Raw genomic sequence first — 25,675 nt, 5'->3', positions numbered from 1 at the left:
AGGCGCTCAACCTTCTACCGAACCCTGGAATAGTCCTTGAGGCGCTGGAAGAGGCAGGCAAGGAGCACAAACATCACGAGGTACCCCAGCAGGATTGTCCAGTGCGTTGAGGGGATTATGTCAAAAATCCCCTCGGTGGAGCGCTTGAGCACCGGCGTCGTCATCAGGGGAAGCTTCTTCGCGTCGGTGATGTAGCCCAGGAGCTCGAAGCCCCAGCGGCTCAGAGTGAAGTATGACACTATCTCGGCGGCGCCCTTGAGGGGGATGATGGCGCCGGAGAACACGATCTGCGGGATGAGGAGGATGGGCACGATGCTCGCCGCCTTGTCCGGGTTGTTCACTATGGCCGAGATCATGAGGCCCATGGCCATGGCATCGATGGAAGTGAGGGCCATGGTGAGGAATATGTCCTTGTACATAGTGAATCCCAGGTCCGGCATCTTCACCTTCAGGCAGATAATTGCCATCAGGATTGATGTCTGGATGACGCAGAGAAAAGAGAGGACCGCCACCTTTGAAAGAATATAAGGGACAATCCCGATATTGATGAAGCGCTCCCGTCGGTATATGGCGATCTCCTTGGCGATCTCCCGCGCCGCGTTGCTCGTCCCGAACCAGATGCAGATGCATATGAGGAAGAAGAGGAGGCTTTTTACGTCATTGTAATTTCCCGTGGTCTTGTCGAAGATGTCCCTGCCGTAGACCAGCGAGAGGAGGAGCCCTATGAGGGGGGCCTGCAGGAGCAGGATGGCGAAGTTTCTCGTGTCGCGGACTATGATCTCCAGGTATCTCGCGGCGAGGATGCTGAACTGCCTGAAGGCGCTGCTTCTCTTCTTCTTGGTTTTCTTCTTCTGCTTTTCCCGGGCAGGGACAGCCGTCTCTTCGGCCATCTTCTGCTGGGGCTCTATCTCCTTGAGCCGGTCCTCGACGTAGGTCCTGTATTCCGCCGAGTTCTTGAACTGGCGGCCCCAGAGGTCGGCCCGCTTCTCCCTCTCGAGGCGGACGTAAATGTCGGTGAAGTCCTCGGCCTCGAAATACCCGATGGCTTCCCGCGGCGGCCCGAAATAGGCCAGGTGCCCCCCGCGGGCAAGGAAGACCACCTGGTCGCAGATATCCAGGTTCTTCGTGGCATGGGTGATGAGGACCGTCGTGTGGCCCTGGTTGGCCAGCACACGGAAGATATTCATCATGTCGGCCTCGAGGCCGGGGTCGAGACCCGAAGTGGGCTCGTCCAGGAAAAAGAGCCGCGGCCTCGTGAGAAGCTCCACGCCTATGCTCACCCTTTTGCGCTCGCCGCCGGAGAGCCTCGTGATGACCGTGTCGCGCCTGTGGGAGAGCTGGAGATCCTTCAGGATCTGCTCGATGCGGGATTCCCGCTCCTCCTTTTTCGTGTCCTCGGGCATCCTGAGGCACGCGGCGTAGTGGAGGGCGCGGAATACCGTGAGTTCCTTGTGGATAATGTCATCCTGGGGCACATACCCCAGCGATGACTGGAAGGCGTCAAAGAACTTGTAGAAATTTATCCCGTTCACGAAGACTGTCCCTGAATCGGCGGGGCTGAAGCCTCCCAGGGCGTTCATGAGGGTAGACTTGCCGGCGCCGCTCCCTCCCACGATGGCCACAAGCTCCCGCGGATAGATTGAGAGGCTTATGTCATTGAGGATCACCAGGTCCTTCGTGATGGTCCTCTTCAGGTTGACGGCGTCGATACGGGCCTCGCCCTCCCGGGAAGCCTGCCTGAGCATCTTGCCGTCGAAGAGGAACTCAAAATCTCCTATCTGGATGAGGTCGCCCCTGTTGAGCACCGAATCCTCGGTCATCATGCCGTTCACAAAGGTGCCGTTGGTGCTGTGCAGGTCCATGAGGTGATAGGTCTTGTTCCGGAACTCTATCTTGCTGTGAAATCTCGATATCGTCTCGTGGTTGAGCACGATGACGTTCGAGGGGTCCCTCCCGATGCTTACCGTCTCCTCCTTGAGCTCGTGCTCGGGGACAGTGGGCTGAGGCGCGGCGGCAAGCCTTGACTTGGTGGCTGTCGCGGGAGGATGGTCACGGAGCTTCATCTCCGTTACCCCCCGGGGACCCTTGGCCAGGGGATCGATGAACTCAAGCGTGACTTCTCCAAGAGTTACGATATCGCCGTTCTGAAGGGCCTGGTGTTGCTTCACGGGCGTGTCGTTGATGGTGATGATGGCGGGATCATAGAGCTTCCTGATCACCCGCGAGTCCGACGCCCATTCCACCACGGCGTGGCGGGGGAATATCTTCTTCCCGAAGGGGAGGATTACGTCGCATTCCTTGTCGGTGCCTATGACGAGGACCTTTCCCGGCGTGAGGGTGAAGGTCTGGGGCGACGCCCCTTTGCGCACCTTGAAGTGGGGGATCGTGAGGGGCTCTTCCCCGTCATCTCCGAATCCCCCGGCCTCATCTCCCGGGCCTGCGGGAGAGCGCAGGTCACTCTCGGGATCCTGGTAGGTCATGGTGACGGAGCCCAGGGCAATGATGTCACCGGGCGAGAGCTTCTGGAAGGTGACGGGCCGCTGGTTTATCGAGACGCCCGTGGCCGAGCGGAGGTCTATTATCTCGCACCCGCGGCTGTCGCAGACAATCTTGCAATGTACGGGCGCCACGCCCGGCGCGCTGAGCACCAGGTCGCTGGTTCTGTCGGAGCCTATGCTGAGAGAGCCCTCGGTGAGATTGTACTCGGCAAGCGGCCTCCCGGGGACGTTTATGAGGAGCTTACCCCAGAGCGTGTGGGCCAAGAGAGTGATCCTTCCTTAAAAGAATTCAATTTCACGTTCTATTTTTTTGCGACTTCTCCTCCTTATGCCACGGTCACGGCAAATGCAGGCAATAGATTTAATGGCTGCAGGTATCCGCAGCAGAGAGTGCCCCTGTTTGACGGCCTATGGAAGAACCCTTGCGATGCCTCAATCCACTCCCTCAGGGCCGGGAATATTTTTCATGCCGGAGGGGTATTTTTTCCCGGGAGGGAGGAGTGGCTGAGAAAGTGTCGAAAATATGGACTGAATTTTGGCAATTGGCTGAAGACAGGTATTTTTTGCGGTACAATCATCAATGGAGCGCGAAGAACGTGCCCGAGGAGGGACAGATGAGGAAAATAATAGTTGCATGCCTTCTCATAGGCTCTCTTCTTGCCGCCGGCACGGCGTGGGCCCAGGACCCGGCAAAAGACGCCTCGGCAACCACGCAGGGCGCGAAAGAATTCGCGACCTCCAGGGATGTCGTCACTGCAATGGCGGCAAAGGCATCCACGATAAAGGATTTCTGCGTGTCCCTCTTTTACAGGGGGATGATGAAGAACAAGCTCTGCTCTTACATCATTGATTACCGCTGCGTGCAGCCAAGCGACATCAGGACAAGGATAGTGGCCGGCAATTATGCAAGGACAACCCTTGTGTACAAGCCTTCTGACAAGCCCGATTCGATCCACTGCAAGAAGGGCATGTTCATCGTATGGAAAACCATTGAGTCGCTGGGTCTTCAGAACAGCCCCCTGGTGCAGTCGCTCCTGGATCAGGTGCTGAAGGAGATCCAGGAATACCCTGAAGGCACAATCAAGGGGACTGACAAGCTCACCCTCTCCATAGGGAAAAATGTCTCCGTCGTCTCGCAGAACGGGCTTGTCGCCATGGACTCGTCGGCGCCGGTCGTCACTGCCGATGCCCCGACAATCAGTGATGCCTCCCCTTCTCCGGAGGCATCATCAGGCGCTTCCCCTTCACCGGAAACATCACCGGCGGCATCACCTTCCGCGACACCTGAACCTTCGCCTTCAGCAGCGCCGGAACCTTCGCCGTCGCCTGCCGTGGCTCCCACTCCCGAGGCGTCACCGCAGGCCGTGAAGGATGACAAGGATGCCAGGAAGATTGAAAAGGAATGCATTATCATAGAATTCAAGAAGGATGGCGTGCAGGACCTCCTCGCAATCGACAAGGAAACACTCTGGGTCGTGTACAGGAAGAAGTTGGTCAACGGGAATATAGACCAGGAAGCAGTGGTATGGGACATACAGGAAAATACCAGCCCGAAAATCGACTTCTAAAGTAGTGATAGTGATCATCCGGAAATGTCTGACTATCGGTTGCGCGGTCCTGATAGCAGGGCTCGTCACAGGGACCTGCCTCTCAGGGAGCGGTCACTGCAAGCCACCCGGTCCCCCCGCCCCCCCAGCGGGGGGACCGCTTTATTCTTTCACTTTCTCCGAGTTCTCCCTCAGGAAATACACGCCCCTTCAGATCCAGGCCCTCATGGGATTCAAGCCTGCGCCCCTCCTCACCGGCGAGGAAAAGAAAAGGTTCCAGGCGGTATATGAGAGCCGCTCTCTCTCACTGAAAGAAATGGAGTCGGCGGTGGAAAAGGGGAAGCCCCGCCAGTATTATGACGCCATGAAGTCCATACTGATGCAGGCTCCTTCACTGGAAAGCGCTGTGAAAAAGGCGAAAAGCCGCCTCGGTGACGCAAGGGAGAAACTTGCCGAGGATTTTGAGCCCTTCGGAGAAAAGCCTGACAAATGGCCTGCCCCGGCAAAGGCCGAGGATGCCAAGCTGAAAAAGGGGAGAGAGCTCGTGGGGAAGTTCCTCAAGGTTGACGATTACCTCACACGCTATATCCAGGGCCGCGCAAGGGCCACTTACGAGATCTGTGTGATTGATCCTGATACTTTCACCCTCAACAGGCCTTTCCTGGAGACGGGCTTCAGAGCGGTCCGTGATTTCAACGGCAATTACCGGAAGCTCCTTGACGCCCTTGAAGAGGCTGACAGAAAAGCCCGCAAAGCCATAGAGGGGAGATGATCAGCCCGGCGGCGGGAGGGTCGAGTTCACGTGCTTCTCGCAGTTTGAATTGCAGGTGCCGCACTTTTTTGTGCCTGATTCGATGGCGCCTGTGCATTTGGGGCAGCGCCAGCGCCCCCCCATTGTCTCAAGCCATTTTTCCACACCAAAGCGCTTGAGCTCCCCGAGCTGGGTGAAGGGAATGCCCTGATAGGTCTCAGAGAGAGTGATATACTGGTCACAGGGGAATTCGGGGCACTCATGGCAGTAAGTGATGCCCTTTTTCTCCGCGCAGGGGCGTATGGTGCACCTCTTTCCCCAGGAGTCCCTGTCAAGCGAGCGGCACCCGCGGCACTGAATCTCCGTGACTGCCACGGGCTTCCCCATATGCGTTGAAAGGGCAGAGGCCAGCTTCCTCTGGTACTCTATCCCTTTCTTGTAGGAGATATGCACGGCGCATGATCCGCAGTAGAATCCGCATGTGCCCACAAGGTCGCGCCGGGTCTCGTCCATGGCGGTGCCCCCTTTCTCGCTATTCCGTAGCCAGGGCTCCCTTGTCTTTCACGGCGCTCCAAGTCCCGTCAGGGTTGTACTCCTTCATTGAGCCCGCCACGCGGCCTGTGTCCTTTCCCAGGTCTTTTTCGAAGACCCTGCCCCACTGGTTCACCACGAAGGTCATCACTCCCGAGGTGCCGTAGTCAGCGGGGTACGCCACGAGGGCAAATCCCGCCAGCATATGGCCGTTGATGACATAATTGAAGGCTCCGCCGAGCGCCTTGGGCCCCTGGGCCTTGAGGATCCTGAAATAATAACCGTAATAGGGATCGCCCTGCTTGCGCGCCGCCTGGTACTCCGATGAGGACACGATGAAGGGGCCGAAGGGGGAGAGCTCCTGGTTCTCTTTTGCCGGCCAGTAGAGGCCGTCTTTCCTGCCAGGGGAGCTCGCCACTTTCTGGGCATACTCGAGTATCCCCTTGCCCATGCGGTCCTTGCTGGCATAATGCCTCTGGGCATCGACATAGGCGCAGCAGACGGCAATGGCATTGAGCTCGTTCTTCCCAATGCGGCGGTTAACAATCTCCTCTCTTCCCGCTTTCGAGTCAAAGCTCCATCCCTCCTTGCCCTTGACGAGGGGGATGGGGAAAGGCCATTTGTTTTTCCCGATGACCATCGTCACTTTGGCTGCTCCAGCCTTTTCCAGGTGCATGTGCTCAGCTGCCGCAGCCTGGAATTTTTTGCGCCCCATCTCATCGGCCGCCCTGTCGGAAGTGACAAGCACCGCCTTCGCCGCGGGGCCCAGTATCTCGAAAAGGGCCTTCATGTCATTGACCTGGCAAGCGTCAATGAGGGCCTTTGCGGCCTCATCGGGCGAGGCGAATATTTTTGCGCCGTCCTGAGCCCGGAGAGGAGCGGTGCCCGCAAGAATAATAAGAAGCGCCGCTGCCGCGACAGTGAGAGCTTTTCCGTGAAATATCCTCATTATATTATTCATTATGGTATCTCCTTTCCTAGCGCCTTCTTCCGCCGCCAAAGCCTCCGCCGCCGCGGTTGAATGAGCCGCCGCCAAAGCCGCTCGACTGGAAGGAGGACCTGCTTGATGCTCCTCTTGCGCTCTCATAGCGCGCCGAGGACCCGCTGCTCATGCCTCCGAAGGCGCCGCCCGGGCTCTGCTGGAAGCCCTGCCTGAGCTGCGCATTGATATTGGAAGTCGAGAGCGACGACTGGTTGACCCTTGTGGTATTCAGGCTGTTCGCCGTGTTCCTGTCAAAATTGGCGGTGTTGCCGCCAGTATTTATATTATAAGTGTTCCCGGCGCGGACCGTGTTTCCTGTGCGGACCTCATTTCCTGCGTTATAAGCGTTCCCTGCCCTGTAGGCATTCCCGGTGCCGTAAGGTGTGGCCACGGGGCGCCAGGTGTTTGCGGCGGTGTAGCCGGGACGGGGGTAGAGATTGTTGTAATAATTGCCGCCAGGCCGGTAATTATAATGGTTTATATAGGCGGGATTGACGTTGATGGTGCCATTGGCCCAGTTCATGTTCCTGTAGTTCCACCAGTTCGCCACTGCCACGCCTGAGGCAAAGGCGGCCACCGGGTGTCCCGCATAAACCACCTGCGAGGGTTCATACTGGGGGACATAGTACACATCGGGTGTTGAAGGCTCGATCATTATCGTGTTCTGGTCCTGCACGACCTTCTGCTGATCGTTGGTCTGGAGGTTCCCTGCCTGCATCGCCTTGTTGCGGAAAGACTGCACTGCCGCTATGACGTCGTTCATCTGGTTGATGACGGCATTCCCCAGGCTCTGAGTCCAGCCTGGATCGCTATTCATTTTATTGAGCACGTCGGGAAAGGAGAGAAGGGCCTTCACGCTGGGGTCCCAGTCGTTGTCGGGCATCGAGGAGACCTTCCCGCCGCTTGCCTGCAGCAGCTGGACTGCCTGAGTCACCTCGGCGGGAACTGTTGCCGCCGTAAGGACATTGGTGAGCAGGTCGTCGGGGTAGAGGGCCACCGGCGCCACAATGTCTTCCAGCTGGCTTGAGGTAAGAATTGTGTCCTGGCCCTGCACCACCCCTGGGCCGCAGAAGCCTGTCAGCAGCAGAAAAAGGGCAATGACCGCGGGCTTGAAATGCCTGCCAGGGGAACGATATTGTTTTTTCAAAAGAGCCACCTCCTGTAACATATTTTTGGGAGTAAGGCGCCATCGGATGGAGCCGCCAATTTCACTGCTTCTTATTATAGATGAAAAACTTGAAAAAGTATAGAGGACTTTGGGCCCGGTATGATGATTCAAATGGCAGGAACGGTATGACAGGTGGGATTAAAACTGCCAATGGCACCTGAAAGGAAGGATGTTTCATGGCGCCGGCCACATCACCCCTGGCTTTCTGCATAACGGAGTGCTTTTCATGGCTTCGGAGAAAGTCCTGAAAGAAAAAGGAGGTAGCATGTCCCATGGAGAAAGACTCATTGGAAGTTCCTGAGGACAGGTAAGAAAACCTCACGCTTTCGGGAATCGGTGAGGCTTTTTCCCCCACAAGGCAGAGAAGCCATATTCAACAGTAAGTAAGGTAATTCATGGCACCGCGAGAAGGAGGTACGTTTATGCATTTGAAGACTACCACTGAGCCCCTGGAGGATATCAAGGCCGAAATGCTCCTTGTCACCATCTTCGAAGGGGAGAAGGAGTTGAAGGGCCGCCTGGCCTGGCTTGACAGGATTCTTGCGGGGCATATCACGAAGCTCCTCAAGACTAACGAGGTCCAGGGGAAATACAAGGAGTTTGCCCTTCTCCATACCACGGGAATAGGAGCAGACAGGATCCTGATCATCGGCATGGGAAAAAAAGAGGACTTCAGCATTGACAGGATCAGGTCCGTCGTGGCTATCGCAGCCCGCAACACCAGGAGGATCCACGCGAAGTCCCTTGCCGTTGACAGCTTCGCCCCTTGCGGGATAAGCGCCCATGAGAGCGCCAGGGCCATAGTTGAGGGAATTGTGCTGGGCCTTTACAAGTTCACCAAGTACATGGGTGAAGGGGCAAAGAAATACGAGGACACCATAGGAGAGGTGATTATCGCCGACCAGGACGAGGCAAACCTCCCCCTCCTTGAGGCAGGCTTCAAGGAAGGCGAGGCCCTCTCTAAGAATGCCAATTTCGTGAGGGACCTTGTCAATGAGCCGGCAAACACCCTCACGCCCGCATATTTTGCTGAGGTCTCAGAGAGGGTGGCAAAGGAAGCAGGCATAGCCGTCACCATTCTCGACGAGAAGGCCATACAGGATATGGGCATGGGAGCCTTCTGGGCCGTGGCAAAGGCAAGCGAGAACCCTCCGCGCCTTGTGGACCTCCGCTACGAGGGAAATCCCGGGGGAAAGTGGATCGGTCTCGTCGGCAAGGGCATCACCTTTGATAGCGGCGGTCTCAATATAAAGACAGGCGACAATATGAGCAGGATGCACTGCGATATGGCTGGAGCCGGCGCGGTACTGGGGGCCATTGCAACCGCCGCCGAGATGAAGCTGCCTGTCAACTGTCATGCCGTGATGCCCCTCTGCGAGAACATGCCGGGAAGCCGCGCCTATAAGGAAGGGGATATCCTGAAATCCCTGGAAGGTAAAACTATTGAGATCCTTAACACTGATGCCGAGGGCAGGCTTATCCTTGCAGATGCCCTTACTTACACCTACAAGAAGGGCGTGGAATACCTCGTGGACATCGCCACCCTTACAGGAGGAATCGTCATAGCGCTGGGCCATCACCTTTCAGGGATTATGGGCAATGACCAGGAGCTTGTCGATATTCTCTTCAAATCAGGGGAAACAACGGGGGAGCGCCTCTGGCAGCTTCCCCTCTATAAGGAGTTCGCCACGCAGCTTCGCAGCGACGTGGCCGACATAGAGAACAGCGGGGGAAGACCCGCGAGCTCCATTACCGCCGCAGCGTTCCTGAAGGCCTTCGTGGGGGACACGAAGTGGGCCCACATCGATATTGCCGGCACGGCCACCATCGACGCCGCCATCACCCTCTATGTGAGAAACCCCTATGTGCCCAAGGAGGGCGCCACCGCCGTAGGAGTAAGGCTTCTTTACCAGTTTCTCAAGGATGGGGCGGAGGTCCTCAAAAAGAAAGCTGAACAAGGCGATGAGCCTTCAAAGGAAAAGGGAGAATAAGAAAGGAGCTATCAATGAAAAGTCTGAAAATCTTTGCAGCAGTGGTCTTCTGTGCCCTCACCCTCGCGTCGGGCGCCTATGGGGAAGAAGTGACGATAATGAGGGACCAGTTAGGCGTGCCTCACATTTACGCCGACACTGACGCCGCCCTTTTCTTCGGCCAGGGGTATGCCATGGCGCAGGACAGGCTCTTCCAGATGGAGATGATCCGCCTTGTGGCGTCAGGGAAGCTTTCAAAGGTGATGGGGGAAAAGTGCCTTCCCCTTGACAAGCTCCAGAGAAGGGATCTTTACAGCGACACCGACATCCAGAAGATTTCTCTCAATCTCCCCGCGGAACAGAAGAAAATATTCCAGGCCTTTGCCTCGGGAGTGAACGCCTATATCAAGGAGGCCCTGGAGGCACCCGACAAGAAGCTCCCCCTTGAGTTCAGGAAATTCGGCCTGAAGCCCCTCGACTGGAAGGCTGAAGACGTGATAAAGATTATCATCACCGAATTCTCAATGTACTACGAGTGCGATCAGGAGCTCAAAAATGCCGCCCTTTACAAACATCTCATCGACAAGTTCGGCGACGTCGAAGGGAAAAACATCTTTGATGACGTCATCTGGAAGGATGATCCCGGCACCCCCGTGACGGCGCCGGGCTGGGCAGCCCCCAGGAAGGCTTCGGGAGGGGAGAGGATCTATTCACCCTCTGTAGGTGCCCTTGCCGCCCGTTACGAGAAGGAGATGAAAGCTGCGCAAGAGCTGAAGGCGGCCCTTGGCGTTCCCACGAGACCGGGAAGCTACGCCGTGGCCATCTCGGGCAGGAGAACCCAGACCGGCAATCCGATGCTCCTTGCAGGGCCCAAGATAGGCTTCGGGATACCGAGCTATTACTACGAGTGCGGTCTTCATGGAAAGGAGATTGACATCAGCGGCGTCTCCCACATAGGATTCCCGGGAATGCTGATCGGGCAGAACCGCGATATCTGCTGGACCATCACGAGCGGCCTTGATAACCAGATAGATTTCTTCAGGGAAAAGCTGAACCCCAAGAACATGAACCAATACTGGTACAAGGGCAAGTGGGTTGACATGACCAAGGAGACCTATCTCATCGAGGTGAAAGATGCGAAGGACGTGGCTTATGATGTCATGAAAACAGTCCACGGCCCTGTCGTCGGCTATGATGACAAGGATCCCCTCAACCCCGTGGCCTATGCCAGAGCAGTTTCCGTCAAGGCGGAAGATATCATTGATACATGGAATACCGGCCAGGCATTGAGAAAAGCCCGCAATTCCGACGAGTTTTTCAATGCCGTGAGGACCAGTGTGCTCGCGATAAACTATATAAGCATTGACAGGAAGGGCGATCTCTCTTTCATGCACTCGGGGAAATACCCCCTCCGTCCCGAAAATGTGGACCGCCGCCTTCCCGCTGACGGTACCGGAAACAGCGACTGGCAGGGCTTCATGGACCCGAGCATGCTCCCCCAGGCAAAGAATCCCTCTTCGGGATATTTCATGACGCGCAATTCGAAGCCGGCACCCCTCTGGGACAACGGCGAGAGAACCATGCTCTGGGGCGTGCAGAACAAGGCCAACGTCGTCGAGAGCCTTATGGCTTCACCGGACTACCGCGAGGTGAGCTTTCTCGATCTGAAGGAGCTGGACAAGGCCATCAGCATCACAAGCTTCACGGCCCTGGACTTCAAGCCGATCCTGCTTGCAGCGCTTGAATCCAACACGGAGCCCGGCATAAGGGAGGCTCTTACGCAGCTCCGCTACTGGAACAACCGCTTTGAAGACATTGACGGCGACGGATGCTATGATTCGCCGGGGCTCCTCATTTTCAAGACCTGGTGGGACACCCTGGTCAAGGACATCTTCCATGACGAGCTTGGCGACTATTACATCTTCGCCTCCAACGATTTCGGCGCCCCCCTTGTCTACCGCGTCCTCAAGGGAGGCTCGTCGCCCGGCATGACCCTCCATCACGATTATCTCAACGGCAAGGATGCCGCCACGGTGATGACGGAAAGCCTCAAGAAGGCCCTTGAAGAGATCAGGGGAAAATACGGGAAAGAGCCCTCCAAGTGGCTTTACAAGGTGGTCATGGAGGGTCTTGAGCCGAAATTGAGAGTGAAGGTCGATCTCCCGATGAGCCAGTGTGATGCCATACAGATGCCTGCCTCCTACAGGGGATCGGCAGTGATCCTTTTTGAGTCTTCAAAGAACTGGCAGAAGGCGGTGAGCATTGTTCCCCCGGGCAACAGCGGCTTCGTCTCCTGCGACGGCTGCGCCTGCGAGCACTGCAGGAACCAGCTCGAGATGTTCCTGAAGAGAAAATACAAGGATCTCTGGTTCTATCCTGAAGATGTGCAGCATCACACCGAGTCGGTGAAAGTGCTGGAGTTTAAATAGGGAGTGGGAGAAATAACTCTCAAGCCTGGATTGCTTTTGTGTGTGGCGGCGCTCCTCGTGGCCCTCCTGTCGGGGGCCGCCCGGGGCGCCGTTTCTTTTGACGAGTACGTCATAGACGGGGTATGGGTCAAGGCGGTCACTGTTGATCTAGGCGACAGCACTATCAAGGTAAGCCCCCAGGTGTGCTATGGGCTCCCTTTTTCTGAGGAGCCCTTTGACAGCATCATTTACCGCACCCGGCCCCTGGCGGCAGTAAACGGCACCTATTTCAACATGGAAACGAGCACCCCCGTGGGGGAGATTACCATTGATGGCGTGAAGCTCAATTCGTCAGCCACAGGCACGGTCCTCGCCGTCACCAGGAAGCGCCGCGCCTTCTTTTTTTCAGCGCGGAACCACCGTAAGATAAAGAGAAGCGATCTTGAATTCACCCTGGGAGGAGGGCCCAGGCTCCTGGTGAAGGGGAAAATACCCTCTTCCTTTGGCGGTGAGGGCTTCAGGGATAAGCATATATTCGGGAGTGCCGTGAGAACTGCCGTGGGACTCGACAATGCATCAGCGAGGCTCACCATGGCAGTATCCCTTACTTCTGTGACCCTGGGCAGATGGGCGGCGACGCTCAGATCCCTCGGGGTGAGCGACGCCATCAATCTTGACGGCGGGGGCTCGACGGCGCTTTTTTACCGCGGAGTGTTTCACGTCAAGCCCACGAGACCCCTTTCCAACATCCTTGTGGTCTATGACAGGCCTGGCGGCGGCGGGGGAAGCCACCGGGGAGATTAGATCGCAAAGGCACCCTTTCTCCTGAGATCTTTGAGACTCTCAACCATATCAGGCGAGAGAGGCCGGAGCTTGATACCTCCCTGGCCTGCAAAGACACAGAGCCTGCAGGTGAATTCGAGGGTGATGGTCTTTTCTATCACTTCCTTGAGAGTCTTCCCTGCCACGAGCGCTCCGTAGCTTCGGAGGAGCAGCACGTCGCTGTTGATGCTTTTCACGTTGATTGAGGAAATAAGCTCTTCGCTCCCGGGCAGGTTGTAGGGAATATCTATCACTGTGCCAAGGCTTGCCATTGTGAGAGGGGTCAGGGCTGTCTCAAGCGCGATGTCGGAGCAGGCAACAAGGGTGGTGAAGGGAGCCTGGCTCTGAAAAATCGCCTGGATCTGTCCCCTCGTGCGGTAGATTTCCCCGTGGATGGTGAGATCGGCCGGGGGAAGGCCCGGTCCCCTCCACCTCTTTTTAGTGCTGTCATAAACGCCGATTGAGTGCTCGGTGGGATCTTCATATGATGCGCCGCGGGGGGCCACCAGGAACTGGGAGCCCCTGGCCCTGGCAGTAAGAATGCCTGACTGGCCCCACACAAGCCCTTCCTGATAACAGAAGCGCAGGGCTTTAAGCATTTCCTCCCTGATTTTTGCCATATTACACCTCTTTTCTGGCTGCTGAGCCACGTTACCATGTGTTCTCTCTTTATGAAGCCTTTCCTCCCTGCAACACTCTTCGTCACCGCCATCACTCCATCACCAGTAACAGAGGCAATTATACAGAACACATGCAGGATTTCAAAGAGGCCATGGGCATTTCTCCCGTCCAAAAAAATTTGTCTTTGTCACGTAAACAAGATATGGACAAATCCAAATGTTGGTTGAAGAGGAGAAAAGCCTCTGGCCTTTATGGAGTTATTTTTTCCTTCTACGGAGGGAATTCACAAACATTAACATGAGATTTACCATTTTCAGATTTTTTTAAAGGCCTCTTCAGAATAATTTTACCCTCTGAGGTGATAGAGAAGTAGAAAAAGCGGGAGGCGATGAAAATGATAGAGAACAGAAATCCGATGGAAAGCTACACAGTGTATAAGAACGCTGTATACAATAAAGTGTCGGCAGAGAACCTTCCTCCGAACTACCACCTCAAGAAGGCCAGGAACTCAAGCGAGAGGACTTCCTTCACCAAGGCAGCCGAGAGAGCCACCGAGAGATACTTCGCCCCCGCCGACTTCTACCGCGGCGAGAGCAACGAGAGCAAGAAGACCAGCGAGTTCGACGGCATACTGAACCTCTTCAAAGAGCTCAACAACAAGCTCTTCAACAGGACCAGCGATTCACAGGTAAGCTACACCGAGAACAGGGTCGCCGTGAGACCCGAGCTCCAGAGCGCCGTAGCCCCCAGAGAGGCCCAGAGACAGAGCACCACGAACAGGGCGAGCGAGCTTCCCGCCCATCTCCAGAACACCTGGTGGAACGTCATCAATGCCGAGAAGAAAGCAGAGAAGATGAACCCCACCTCTATCGCAAAGAACCTCCAGGACTGGGTGCAGACCGAGTATGACCAGAGCGACGATTACGAAGGAATCTACAGCCGCCAGGAGCTCAGGGACAGGCTCGAGGTCCTTGACGACATCAACCAGGAAGTGCTGAAGGCAGGCCAGAAGTCAGCTCCCAAGAAGAGCAGGACCGAGTGGGATGAGAACGCGGGCGGCTGGGACCTTGCAAAGCCCCTCCCCCTCTCACCGAAGGCCGTGGGGACTTACGAAGCAATGGATGACGAGGAAGATTACAGGAACGTTTACAATTTCGCCACTTTCGAGCTCGTGGCATAAGAGGCGCCTGAAAAAAAACTGAAAAATAAATTATTACCAGAAATGCCCCCCAAAAGGACCCTTTTCGGGGAGGAAACTTTGTCGCAGCGGGCTTTTTAACCCCTCACAATTTGGTTACATTTTGTTTATTATTTTCAGCCTTTTTTAAGCCCCCTTTCATCTTATTTTCACCTGTCCTTTTTCTTTCAATAACCGGCAGGAGGCCACGAAGCATAGGAATAGGGCGTCCTGAAGAAGAATAGTAACCCTTCGAGTATATACTGACACCCAAAATAAACACCATCCAAAAATGGGGTTTATTTTGATAACAGAGCCATATACGCATGGTGTCAGTTATGCTGGTGAGTATAAGGAGGGAGATGACCATCCCCTTGGTTCCCAGGAAGCTGCTTGCCGTTCTTCTATACCTTCTCTGCGGTGTGGCCATAGTGCTCTCTTTCCGCTTCGCCCCCCTTCCGTCACCTCCCCGGCTGGTGTTCTGCACATTCCTCGTTTTCATCGCGAGCCTTGCCTCCCTGCGACTCCCCGGCGGGCGGTGGGAATACATTCCTGTCTATCCCCCCCTTCTTGTCTCGGTATTGATGCTGGGCCCCTTTGCGTGGATTCCCGCGGTGCTTCCCGTTCTTGCATTCCGCCTGACAGCCGGTATCCTTCGGAAGGCCGTGGTGCCCCGCGGCTATCCCCATCCCCTTCACCTGGCCCTGGTCTCACTGGTGTCGGGCTTTTTCTTCCGTGCCGCCGGGGGAATACTCTCTTTCGGCAGCATTGATCGGTTGGTCATATTCCCTCTCCTTGCATCGATTGTGCTGTTCTTTGCCCTCTCCTTATGGGAGCTTCCCTATTCCTCCCTCGCGCGGGGGAAAGGCACACTGGCATTCAGGCATTATGACAGGAGAGGGAGGCTTGTGGACCTCTCCCTGGCCCCCCTCGGCATCCTCGCCGTGGTGCTTGAGGCCCGCTGGGGCCCCCTTTATGTCCTTTTCATCGTCATCCCCCTTGTTCTTGTTTACTTCTTCCTGAAAAAGGCCTTCGCCGATGCCGAGAAAAAAGATGATCTCAATGTCTTTTACCGTTACACCACTCTTATCAGCTCGAGCCTTACGAGGGGCGACGTGCTGAAATCATTGGCCGATGAGATTACCGAGGTGGCTCAGCTGGATGGGGTCATTGTGCTGCTGCACAGGGAAGGCGCCGGTGATGCCTCTTTTCACGCAGGGAAGGGAGCTCTTGCTGATCTGCCCCTCTCTTCGGCGCTGGCGCAGTTTGCCAGGCGGGGAAATTCCCCTGTCATGGCGACAGAAGTAATCGCCCGCGGGGATCTTGTTCCCGATTTGGCGCACCATGTGAGCGAAGGGAAGGAGCTCACCCTCACGGCAGTTGGCGAGGGCGACAACCTCAGGGGGGCACTATTCGCCCTGAAGGATCACTTCAGCGACAAGGACCGCCAGTATCTTGGCATAGGGGCGTCGCAGGCCTCGTCTGCCATTATCAATGCTGAGCTTTATAAAGAGGCTGTCATCGCCAATGAAAGGCTGAAGGAAGCCCAGGCACGGCTCATCCAGTCAAGCAGGATTGCCGCCGTGGGCCAGCTTGCCGCCGGAGTTGCCCATGAGCTGAACAACCCCCTCGGCGCAGTCCTTACGAATATCCAGACCCTTGCTCCCTTCCTGGAGGGGAGGGATGATCTGAAGGAGAACCTCGGTGAGGCCGAGGGCGCTGTCCTTCAATGCAAGCTCATCATTGAAAAGCTCCTGCGCTACTCGAGGCAGGCCGACGCGCCTCCGGGGCCCGTTGACCTGAGGGCTGTCGTGAAGGACAGCCTTGAGCTCGTGGAGGATCATTTCTCCCTTTCAAATATAATCATAAGGGAGAACCTGGGCGAGACGCCTGCCGTGACGGCAAATCCCAACCATATCACGCAGATGGTGACCAATGTGCTTATGAACGCCTATGATGCCATCGTCGAGAAGGGCTCCGGCTCGGGCACCCTGGAGGTAAGGTGCGGTCTGGAGGAGAGCGGGGTCTTTTTCTCCGTGGGAGATGACGGCGCGGGGATGAGCGAAGAGGTGATGAAATCGGCTTTCCAGCCCTTTTTCACCACCAAGGGGATGGGAAAGGCTGCCGGCCTGGGCCTCTCGATATCTCAGGACATCGTAAGGAAATATGGAGGAACAATAGAGGCAGCTTCGAAATTACATGAAGGCTCCCTTTTTACCGTGAGGATTCCCGTCAGGCAGGAAGAGAGCAGGAGAAATGTGGAGGAGGATTGCACATGATGAAGATTCATTATTTCGGTCACGATGCCTTTCTTCTGGAGGAGAAAGGCCAGAGTGTTCTCATTGACCCCTTCCTGAGCGGCAACCCCAATGCAAAGGTGAAGCCGTCGGAGCTTTCGCCGAAGGTCATACTGGTGACCCATGGCCATGGCGACCACCTGGGCGATGCCATTGATATCTCCAAGCACTCTGGAGCTCCCATACTGGGCGTCTTTGAGCTTGCCAACTATTGCGCGGGCAAAGGCGCCAAAACCATAGGGGCCCACATGGGTGGCACCATAAAGTTTGATTTCGGGTGGGTGAAGCTGGTGCCTGCCTGGCACAGCAGCTCGTCTCCCGAGGGGAACTATCTGGGCAATCCCTGCGGCTTTGTGGTCCACATGGGCGACACGACGGTCTATCACACCGGTGATACCTGCCTTTTCGGCGATATGGCCCTTATTGCCGAGATGACACCCATTGATGTGCTCCTCTGCCCCATCGGCGACCATTTCACGATGGGGATAAGGGACGCCGCAAAGGCCGTGGAGCTGGTGAAGCCCTCGCTTGTGATTCCCATGCACTACAACACTTTCGAGCCCATAAGGCAGGACCCCAAGGTTTTCAGGGAAACGGTGGGAAAGCGCCATCCCGCGGCCCAGGTTCTGATCCTTGAGCCCGGAGCGGTCCACGAGATGGTGCAGGTGGCAAAGGTGAGCTGAAGAAGCTACCCGGACGACGGCTTTCCCGGAAGGATGCCGCCTATCACGACGGTGTGGCCGATGGAGGAGATTTCCTGTTCAATCTGGAGCGCGAGAGCCATTATAGCCTCCAGGTGTTCCTCATCGAGGGAGATGACCTCTATTCTCTCTGCGTCGGCCTTCTTGTCGAAGTATCTGAAGGAAAAATCGTACTTTCCGAAGGCTTTTCTCAGGTCAATCTCCTTTATCTGCAGAAAGTCAGCGGATATGACCTTGGCATTTCCCCAGGCTTCCTGCTTGACAAGGATGAGGCGCTTTTCCGTGAGGCCCAGCCCTTGAGTCTCCGATTTCTTGAGGGTGAATAGCACAGTCTCCTCCTCGTCGAGGGCCCCTGAAAGCACCTCCTGGAAGCGGCTTTTCGGGAGAGGGGCTGCCTCGGGCTTTTCAGGCTCGAGGCCTGAGAGCACGCGAGCCGTTTCCCGCGCAGGGAAGAGTGTGGCGATATCCTTCGCCGGGGTGGGCTGCCTTAAAGCGACGGCGGCAAGCTCGGCGCTCTCTTCGGGTTTGATGCGGGGCGGCAGGAACTGCACCTTGTTGGGATCCACCGAGGGGAACTGGGCTTCCTGCTTTATGGGCCTCTTGAAGAAAAAGGTGAGGCTCGGCCCCCCTTTTTCGCCTGCTGTGACCTGCTGGATGGAGCAGAGCTCCCAACCGAGCTTTCCCAGTTCCTGGAGGTTCTTCTCAAAGGATGACTTCTCGATCTCCTTCGCCTTGTAGACCCTTATCATATAGTCCCATTGGTATTCCAAAACAATTTCCTCCCGTTTCACCGGTCGCCCCTCAGTAATTTCTACGCCGGCTTTGACTTCCCTCCCATGAGGCTTTCCTGCGCTGCGGCGCTCTTCATGGGGCTTTCCTGATGTTCTGCGTGAGAAAATATTTTTCTATGCCCTTGGCGATGGCCTCGGCGATTCTCTGGCGACACGAGGGGTCGGCCAGGATGAGGGCCTCGTCGGCGTGGCTTATGTGGGCCGTCTCTATGAGGAGGGCCGGCATTGACGAGTGGCGCAGCACGTAAAAGTTGTTCTGTATGAGGCCCCGCTGGGGGATGCCGAGCTGTGACTCGAAGAGGGCCGTGGCTTCCGTCATCGCCGTTGCCAGGGGATAGTCGTCATCTTTGCACCAGTGGAGCGACGACCCTCTCATCTCGCTTGAAGTGGATGCGTTGCAGTGGATGCTGATGAAAATGGTGGCACCGTTAATTGCGGCCACGTCAGCGCGGGCCTGGAGCTCCACCCTGTCGGGCGAGTAGGCCCATGAGACATCCCTGTCACTGGTGCGGGTGAGGACTACCTTCCACCCGCTCTTCTGGAGTATCCTCATAAGGCGCATCGCAAGGTCCAGGTTCACTTCCTTTTCCAGGACGCCGTAGGCGCTGTTCACTGCGCCGGGATCGCCGCCGCCATGGCCGGGATCCAGCACGATGGTCCCCCAGTTTTCCGCGTCGCCGGTGACGCCGCGGCCCGCCGTGGCCCCGGGAGTCCCCTGGCGGAATTCTATGGCCATGCCGTGAGGATTTTTCTTCCTGTCCGTGACGAGGGAGAAGTCGCCTCGGTCCGCCAGGGTGAAGGAAAACCTCACGTCGCCGTAAAGCTTGGAGAAAGAATAGACCCTGCTCGCGGTGACAAAGCTGTTCGCAGGCGAAGGAACCTTTGTCTCTTTCGGGAGCTCCACGAGAGGCATGTCGATGACAAGAAGCTTCTGCGCCGGGTAATAGTTCCAGTCATACTGAAAGGGCCCCGTGGCTTCGATGAAGAAGCCCGGAGCACGCCCCGGAGGGTTGGGCTCAAGCTTCGTGACGCTCTCGAACTTGTAGCCTGGCGTGAGGGAGAAGGCGGGGAGCATTTCGGCCACCATGTCGCCGGAGATGCGGCGCTCGGTGAACCGTCCCTCCCACGAGGGCGGAAAAAAGAGCGTCACTTTCAATGCAAGGGGCTCGCCGGGCACGGCCTCAATGGAAATTTTACTGTCGGCCACCTGGAGCTCCCCGGTGCTGAGGGAGCAGTCGGCATAGGGAAAGTGGTAGGCAAGGCAGCCTTTCCTGGTATCGTCAACTTTGTACTTCAGCGGGATTGAGGTGTGCACGAGAAGCTCTCTTGTGCCCATGTCCTCTTTCCAGTAAATGTCGTCTATCACCGGCAGCAGGTGAAATGACGAAGGCTTTTCAGCGTCCCTCAGAGAGGTGTGCATAAGGGCCACCAGGTGGGCAAAGTTGACGTACGTCGCTCCATCCTGTTTGATATAACCCCCGGGGCGCTTCTCGGAGCGGCCTTTGTAATCTGACCAGGACGAATTCCTGTCAAAGTATACATTTCTTCCCGACGAGAAGATGAAGAGGGTGTCGCCGCTCGAGGACCACGTGAAAAAGGCTCCCATGGCGAGGAAAAGAGCCTTCACATCAGGATCGTCCAGGGAAAGGTAAAGGTCACTGAAGGTCTCCTCGTACTCTTTCCCTGTGCGGGCAGGCACTTTTTCGGCGGGAGCGGCCACGACCCTGTCCCCCTGCACCATGAAAAAGTTCCTGAGGAGGTGAGGCTTATCCATAAGAAAGAGCGTCGCTCTCTCGCCCTCCCGGCACCATGCCCCTTCGGCGCAGAGGAGCATGAGAAGGAAGAAAAGGAGTCCATACCGTATTACTCTTCTTTGCATTTCAGTCACCCATATCTGCCCCGCGCTCCCATGCGCGTGACGGTGTTACTAGTCTCTGATTTCTGAACGCGGTGGAAATATCCTCTTATGTGACCTTTCATCGGAGAACCCATGGAAACGCAGAACTCGATGCAGCAGCAGATTTTAAAGGGGAGCCTTACCAGGGTCATCATGCTGCTTGTCATCCCCATCCTGGGCTCTCATTTTCTCGAGACGGCATGGCATTTCCTGAATGGTTTCTGGGTGGGGCGCCTCGGCCCTGTCTCCTTTGCTGCAGTGAATGTGAGCTCATTCTTCATATGGATGTCCTATGCCTTCATGGGCATCATGAATACCGGCACCACGGCTCTTGTGGCCCAGTATGACGGTGCGGGCCAGAGTGACAGGGCAGGGAAGGTTGCGCACCAGGGGCTTATAGGCGCCAGCATCATTTCGCTTGCCTATTCTCTGGTGCTGATCTTTATGGGAAAGACGTTTTTTACCCTCATGGGCGCTGCCCCCGAGGTAGTGAGCGAGGCATACCGCTATACCTTCCTGGTGGCCCTTTTTGGAGTGCCCTTCGGCATAATGGAGTCGCTCTGCTCCATTCTGAGAGGCTATGGCGATACGAGGACGCCCCTTTCAGCCCTTACGTGGGGCTTTCTTATCACCTTTGTGCTCGATCCCTTTCTGATATTAGGGATCAAGCCTTTCCCTCATCTTGGCATTGCAGGGGGAGCCATTGCCGCCAATACGGGCTTCATGGTGACGCTCATTATTTTCTTTGTGCTTGTGCGGCGCCGCGTCCTGCGGTTCAGGTTCGAGGGGCGCTCTCTTGTTCCCGATCTCCACCTGCTGAAGAACATTGTCTCCGTGGGCCTTCCCCCCTCCATGACGTCCATCGTGTTCTCCGTCGTTTACATATTGCTCACCACGATTATCGCGAAGTTCGGCACCGAGGCCATGGCCGCCATCGGTATCGGCCACAGGATCGAGAGCTTCTCCTTCATGATCTGCCTCGGCTTCTCGCTCACGGCGGTGACGATGATAGGCCAGAACCTGGGCGCCGGCAACGTGAAGCGGGCCGAGAAGGCGTCCTGGATCATAGTGGGCATCATATCGGTAATCACCACAGCCATAGGGGTTCTTTTTTACGTTTTCTGCGATCCTCTTGCAGCACTTTTTATAAACGATATGGCCACGCAGCGGATTGCCGCAAGCTATCTCAGGATAGTGAGCCTCTGCCAGGTTTTCATGGGGATCGCCATCGTGATGGACGGCGCCTTTTCAGGATCAGGCAATACCATAGTTCCCATGCTCATCACCATCCCAGTGACGTTTCTCAGGATTCCCCTGGCCTGGTATCTTGCCTTTCCCATGGCTATGGGCGTTGACGGCGTCTGGTGGGCCATCACCATTCTCGTGGCCGTGAGAGCCCTTTTCTCTTCGGTGTGGTTTGTCCTGGGCAGGTGGAAAAAGTCACGTTTTATCCACGAGGGGGAAGGGCATTTGGGAGAGCGCGGGGAACTCTTAAAGGAGTACCGCTAAATCGGAATGAGGAAAGATATGAAAAAAACCTCATTATTCCTTGCAGGACTTGCAGCCTGTCTTCTCCTGCTCTCCCCTGCTGCCGCCTTGGCGAGGTATGATCAATCCCTTGTCCCCGAGAGGACCCTGCGGCTTGTTCCCTTCGAGGCCCTCAGTGCCTATGCCCGGCTCTACATGCCGGCAGCCTGGAAGCCCTGCGACGGGGGAGAAACATCCTGGACCTTCCAGGAAGATGCCCGCCAGGGAAGAGGGCCTGTCACGGTGCGCCTCTCGGCCGCGCAATCCTTCAGAACCTTCGATGATTTCCTCCTCTCTCTCCTTGCTTATGATGAAAAGGCAAGAGTGACAGGCCCCATAGGCTTCCCCGACAAGTTCGAGGATCACCGCGAGCGCTATTTCGTCCACTTTATAAGGGACACCGCCATGTGCTCCGCCATTTACGGCAGCGCCTGTGACATGAGAGGGGGGAGGAAGGTCAGCTTTGAGCTGGTGTTTCCCACCGATGACTTTGATTTTTACGACGCTCTCAGTTATACCATTCTCTCCAGGGTCAGCCCTGCAGGCGGGGAAGGGCCGGCGGAGCTCGTATCGTTCCGCCGGTGGGTGAAGGTGGCTTCGTGCCGGGCCATTGATGTCCCCCCTGAAAAGAACAGTCCCGAGGAGGCCGTGTCAGCCTACTATGGCCACCTTATCACCAACCGCTGGGAGAAGGCAAGACAATATCTCGATCCGGATGTGGATCGCTGGTCTTTCTGCGAGGTTCCTCAATACAAGGAGAGAATCTGGTGGACCGTAGCGTGGTATAAGCTTCTCTATCTCTCAGTTTACAGCGATGACGAAGTGGAATGCGCCGTGATGAAGGGGGTCCATCAGTACGGCGATGAGGGCGACGGCGTGGATTACCTGACGGTAAAAAGAATCAAGGGGAAATGGTATATAGCCACTTTTCCGTAGGAGAGCCTATGAGATGTGAGCGCAGGGAGATACCTATTCTCGCCCCGAGGGTAGGCGAAGAAGAGGCAAGGGCTGTCAGTGAGGTCATCATGTCGGGGCGCCTGGTCGAGGGGCCGAAGGTGCAGGCCTTTGAAGAGGCCTTTGCCGCCATGGCCGGCGTGCGCCACGCAGTGGTGTGCTTCAACGGCACCGTGGCTCTCCACCTTCTCTGGAAGGCCCTGGGCATAGGGCCCGGCGACGAGGTGATAGTGCCCTCGATGACCTTCATCTCGACGGCCGTGTCCCTTCTCTTTGTGGGCGCCACGCCTGTCTTTGCCGAGGTGGACCGCCATACCTTCAACCTGGATCCCGATGACGTGGCAAAGAGAATAACGGCCAGGACAAAAGCCATCATGCCGGTCCATTACGGGGGGCAGGTGGCGATGATGGATGAGCTCGGTGAAATAGCTGCTTCCCGAGGTATCATGCTCTGTGAGGACGCTGCAGAGGCTGCCGGGGCCTATTATAAAGGACGTCATGCCGGATCATTCGGCTCCGGGTCCATATTCAGCTTCACTCCTTCCAAGAACATGACCACCGGCGAGGGGGGAATGGTGACTACCGATGATCCCGCCCTCGCGGCGAAGGTGCGCCTGCTGAAAAACCATGGCCAGGACAGAGAATATCACCATGTAGAGATGGGTTACAATTACAGGATGACGGAGATGCAGGCTGCCATGGGGCTCGTGCAGCTTGAAAGGCTCAAGGGCACTCTTGAGATCAAGAGCAGGAACGCACGATTTTACGACAGGGCACTCTCGCAGATTGAGGGCGTGACGCCTCCCTTCGTGGCAGAGGAGAGAAACCATACCTATATGCTTTACACCCTCCTCGTTGACGAGGAGAAAGCAGGGATAAGCCGCGATGAGCTTGCAGGAAGGCTCCGTGAAAAGGGGATACAGGCAAAGATCTATTTCCCCCCCGCTCACTTGCAGCCTGTTTTCCGGGAGCTCGGCCACCGCGAAGGCGGGCTCCCCGTCACCGAGGGGCTTGCCGGACAGATACTGTCGCTCCCTGTGCACAGCCTTCTCACTGAAGAGGACCTGCAGTATGTCGTCGGCTCTTTCACTGCCATTGTAAGGGAGCACAGAGCTTCCCGAACGAAATGAGGTGCAAGGTGGGGCCCCTGAGATTTCATAGAAAAATTCTGCCGGCTCTGCTGTTTTTCGCCGTGCTGGCAGGTGCCCTCTCTTTCAGGGCCGGAGCAGAGTCACCAGGCGATCCGGCAGTAATGCTCCTCTACACGCCTTCGCAGTACAAAAAGCTCAAGGCCGGCGATGATCCACTCAAGAATTATTCCAGGGCTCTCACTAATGCTTCTCTCAGGCCTCTGGCGGCAAGCCCGGAGAGCCCGGTGTCTCCCGATGAGGTTCAGGGGCTCCTTATCCCCGGGGGAGGCGACGTGGACCCCAGCTTCTACCACGAGCCCTCTTCGGGCCGCCATACTGAAGCCGATCTTGACTTTGACCGCTATGAGCTCCAGGTTCTCGGTGAGGCGTGGAAAAGGGACATGCCGGTCCTGGCCATCTGCCGCGGCGAGCAGCTCCTGAACGTGTACTGCAGGGGCACCCTGGTCCAGGACCTTCCCAGGGAGCGGGGAGTAATCGGCGGAGTTGACCACAGGGATCCCAGGACAAAATGGGAGAAGCACCATACGGTAGCCATCAAGGAAGGCACCCTCCTCAGGCAGATACTGGGCTCTTCGGTGAAGATAGTGAATACGGCCCACCATCAGGCAGTGAAAAGCCTCGGAGAAGGCCTGAAGGTCAACGCGGAAGCACAGGATGGCGTCATTGAAGGGATTGAGTGCCCCGGCAGAACCTTTGTCCTTGGCGTGCAGTTTCATCCTGAGCGCCTTGTTGATGTGGACAGGCTCTTCCGCAGGATATTCGAGCGTTTTCATGACGAAGCGCAGAAATACGGGGAGATCAGGGCACGGGGGCACCGCCAATGAAAAACTACCGAGGCTCCCCTCTCCTCCAGGGAATGCTCCTGCTCCTGATTGTCATTTCCTGTGCCGCTTTCCTTTGCCCCGGATGCGTAAAGAAGCAGGGGGCGCCTCCTCTCGTGGGCATTGTGCTGAAGGACAATACGAATCCCAAGTTCACTGAGATGGAAAAGGGAGCCCGCAAGGGAGCCCAGGAAGAGAGGTGCGACATCCTTGTCCTGGCGCCTGAGAAGCGGGACCCCGAGAAGCAGGCCCTCCTCGTGAACGACCTGATAGACATGAAGGTGAATGCCCTCTGCATCGCGCCCGAGAATGCCGTGAACTGCATCGAGGCCATTGCAAAAGCGACGTCCAGGAAAATCCCTGTGGTGCTGCTTGACTCGGGAATCGACATCGACGAGGCAAAGAGGCTCAAGGCCGAGGTTTCAGGCATGATTCAGGGAGACGACTTCCATGGCGGCGAGATGGCCGGCCAGTATTTTGTTAAGAAGCTTGGCGGGAAAGGCATGGTTGCCGTCATGGAAGGTACGCCGAAAAGCATGACGGGGAAGAACAAAAGGGAAGGCTTCCTGAATGCTCTCAAAGGCTCGCCGGAGATCAGGGTGATCTACACCAGGCCCGGTTATTACAAGCGAAGCACCGGCTTTGAGGTTTCCCTCAACCTCTTCAGAGACTATCCGGAGCTGAAAGGGGTCTTCGCCTTTAACGATATGATGGCCATAGGGATTTCTGATTCAATTGTCGTGTCGGGAAGGGAAGGAAGCCTCATAATAGTGGGCTATGATGCCACCGAGGAGGGGAGGAGGGCAATCAAGGAAGGAAGAATCGACGCATCTGTCTTTGTGAACCCCTTTTATATGGGGAGGATAGCCGTAAAGCAGGCAATAATGGCTCACCGCGGAGAGAAGATACCGCCCCTCACTCTGATCAAGGCCGAGTTTATCCTCAAGGACAGCATGCTCCTCCCCTTTGAATAAGGGAAAAGGTTTCAGGGAGGCAGGCGGCTCCGGAGTGGCGGGAAAAGGAATTTGCATGCCTCTATGGAAGACTAATAGCCATATACC

At 56.4% G+C, this 25,675-nt stretch carries 20 protein-coding genes; 13 read left to right on the top strand and 7 right to left on the bottom strand.

From position 1 onward, the window contains the following. Window positions 1-14: 14 nt before the first annotated feature. Window positions 15-2,762 (bottom strand): FHA domain-containing protein, encoded by a 2,748-nt coding sequence (locus tag RDV48_14800; protein MDQ7824067.1) that lies wholly within the window; start codon window positions 2,760-2,762, stop codon window positions 15-17. Between the two features lie 350 nt (window positions 2,763-3,112). On the opposite strand from RDV48_14800, the gene RDV48_14795 reads away from it, so the two are divergent. Both RDV48_14795 and RDV48_14790 read left to right on the top strand, forming a co-directional pair. Beyond that, window positions 3,113-4,066: a hypothetical protein gene (locus RDV48_14795; GenBank protein ID MDQ7824066.1), complete on the top strand. Its 954-nt coding sequence runs from the start codon at window positions 3,113-3,115 to the stop codon at window positions 4,064-4,066. A gap of 10 nt (window positions 4,067-4,076) precedes the next feature. Continuing rightward, window positions 4,077-4,817, top strand: coding sequence for a hypothetical protein (locus RDV48_14790; protein MDQ7824065.1), 741 nt, complete (start codon window positions 4,077-4,079; stop codon window positions 4,815-4,817). Here RDV48_14790 and RDV48_14785 read toward each other — a convergent pair whose 3' ends face one another. From RDV48_14785 to RDV48_14775, 3 genes are read right to left on the bottom strand one after another with little or no spacing between them, the layout of a single operon-like run. After that, window positions 4,818-5,309, bottom strand: coding sequence for a DUF3795 domain-containing protein (locus RDV48_14785; protein ID MDQ7824064.1), 492 nt, complete (start codon window positions 5,307-5,309; stop codon window positions 4,818-4,820). Between the two features lie 19 nt (window positions 5,310-5,328). After that, window positions 5,329-6,288, bottom strand: coding sequence for a DUF2950 domain-containing protein (locus tag RDV48_14780; protein MDQ7824063.1), 960 nt, complete (start codon window positions 6,286-6,288; stop codon window positions 5,329-5,331). Window positions 6,289-6,304: 16 nt separating this feature from the next. After that, window positions 6,305-7,456 carry a DUF3300 domain-containing protein gene (locus RDV48_14775; protein MDQ7824062.1) on the bottom strand — a complete coding sequence of 384 codons (1,152 nt, stop codon included), beginning with the start codon at window positions 7,454-7,456 and terminating at the stop codon, window positions 6,305-6,307. A gap of 443 nt (window positions 7,457-7,899) precedes the next feature. Between RDV48_14775 and RDV48_14770 the strand changes: the two genes are divergently transcribed. From RDV48_14770 to RDV48_14760, 3 genes are read left to right on the top strand one after another with little or no spacing between them, the layout of a single operon-like run. Further along, window positions 7,900-9,468 carry a leucyl aminopeptidase gene (locus RDV48_14770; GenBank protein ID MDQ7824061.1) on the top strand — a complete coding sequence of 523 codons (1,569 nt, stop codon included), beginning with the start codon at window positions 7,900-7,902 and terminating at the stop codon, window positions 9,466-9,468. A 14-nt stretch (window positions 9,469-9,482) separates the two neighbouring features. Then, window positions 9,483-11,876: a penicillin acylase family protein gene (locus RDV48_14765; GenBank protein ID MDQ7824060.1), complete on the top strand. Its 2,394-nt coding sequence runs from the start codon at window positions 9,483-9,485 to the stop codon at window positions 11,874-11,876. Between the two features lie 3 nt (window positions 11,877-11,879). Continuing rightward, window positions 11,880-12,659, top strand: a complete 780-nt coding sequence (locus tag RDV48_14760; GenBank protein ID MDQ7824059.1) for a phosphodiester glycosidase family protein — start codon at window positions 11,880-11,882, stop codon at window positions 12,657-12,659. Here RDV48_14760 and RDV48_14755 read toward each other — a convergent pair. Then, entirely contained in the window at window positions 12,656-13,297 is a 642-nt protein-coding gene (locus RDV48_14755; protein MDQ7824058.1) for a class II aldolase/adducin family protein, read from the bottom strand. The two genes, RDV48_14760 and RDV48_14755, sit on opposite strands and share 4 nt — an antisense overlap. 395 nt (window positions 13,298-13,692) lie before the next feature. Here RDV48_14755 and RDV48_14750 point away from each other — a divergent pair, with 395 nt between their 5' ends. The 3 genes from RDV48_14750 (at window position 13,693) to RDV48_14740 (ending at window position 17,455) form a co-directional block, all read left to right on the top strand. Then, window positions 13,693-14,478 carry a hypothetical protein gene (locus tag RDV48_14750; protein MDQ7824057.1) on the top strand — a complete coding sequence of 262 codons (786 nt, stop codon included), beginning with the start codon at window positions 13,693-13,695 and terminating at the stop codon, window positions 14,476-14,478. A gap of 359 nt (window positions 14,479-14,837) precedes the next feature. Continuing rightward, on the top strand, window positions 14,838-16,754 hold the full coding sequence (locus tag RDV48_14745) for an ATP-binding protein (protein MDQ7824056.1): 1,917 nt from the start codon (window positions 14,838-14,840) through the stop codon (window positions 16,752-16,754). Further along, the gene (locus RDV48_14740; protein ID MDQ7824055.1) at window positions 16,751-17,455 is read left to right on the top strand and encodes a metal-dependent hydrolase; all 705 of its coding nucleotides are present in this window, start codon (window positions 16,751-16,753) and stop codon (window positions 17,453-17,455) included. The genes RDV48_14745 and RDV48_14740 overlap by 4 nt, the downstream gene beginning before the upstream one ends. A 5-nt stretch (window positions 17,456-17,460) precedes the next feature. Here RDV48_14740 and RDV48_14735 read toward each other — a convergent pair whose 3' ends face one another. Further along, complete coding sequence (locus RDV48_14735; protein MDQ7824054.1) at window positions 17,461-18,243, bottom strand: PH domain-containing protein; 783 nt, start codon at window positions 18,241-18,243, stop codon at window positions 17,461-17,463. A gap of 94 nt (window positions 18,244-18,337) precedes the next feature. After that, on the bottom strand, window positions 18,338-20,143 hold the full coding sequence (locus RDV48_14730) for an N-acetylmuramoyl-L-alanine amidase (GenBank protein MDQ7824053.1): 1,806 nt from the start codon (window positions 20,141-20,143) through the stop codon (window positions 18,338-18,340). A gap of 111 nt (window positions 20,144-20,254) precedes the next feature. On the opposite strand from RDV48_14730, the gene RDV48_14725 reads away from it, so the two are divergent. From RDV48_14725 to RDV48_14705, 5 genes are read left to right on the top strand one after another with little or no spacing between them, the layout of a single operon-like run. Then, entirely contained in the window at window positions 20,255-21,670 is a 1,416-nt protein-coding gene (locus tag RDV48_14725) for an MATE family efflux transporter (GenBank protein MDQ7824052.1), read from the top strand. Window positions 21,671-21,688: 18 nt separating this feature from the next. Further along, the gene (locus RDV48_14720; GenBank protein MDQ7824051.1) at window positions 21,689-22,624 is read left to right on the top strand and encodes a hypothetical protein; all 936 of its coding nucleotides are present in this window, start codon (window positions 21,689-21,691) and stop codon (window positions 22,622-22,624) included. A gap of 8 nt (window positions 22,625-22,632) precedes the next feature. Next, complete coding sequence (locus RDV48_14715; protein ID MDQ7824050.1) at window positions 22,633-23,772, top strand: DegT/DnrJ/EryC1/StrS family aminotransferase; 1,140 nt, start codon at window positions 22,633-22,635, stop codon at window positions 23,770-23,772. An 8-nt stretch (window positions 23,773-23,780) separates the two neighbouring features. Further along, complete coding sequence (locus RDV48_14710; GenBank protein MDQ7824049.1) at window positions 23,781-24,617, top strand: gamma-glutamyl-gamma-aminobutyrate hydrolase family protein; 837 nt, start codon at window positions 23,781-23,783, stop codon at window positions 24,615-24,617. Beyond that, window positions 24,614-25,588, top strand: a complete 975-nt coding sequence (locus RDV48_14705) for a sugar ABC transporter substrate-binding protein (GenBank protein ID MDQ7824048.1) — start codon at window positions 24,614-24,616, stop codon at window positions 25,586-25,588. Before RDV48_14710 ends, RDV48_14705 begins: the two co-directional genes overlap by 4 nt. The last annotated feature ends 87 nt before the right edge of the window (window positions 25,589-25,675 follow it).

It is taken from the genome of Candidatus Eremiobacterota bacterium (genome assembly GCA_031082125.1).
In the GTDB taxonomy this organism is placed as follows: domain Bacteria; phylum Vulcanimicrobiota; class CADAWZ01; order CADAWZ01; family Ess09-12; genus Ess09-12.
Note: the sequence above shows the minus strand (reverse complement) of the source record. Positions and strands in the feature narration are given on the sequence as shown.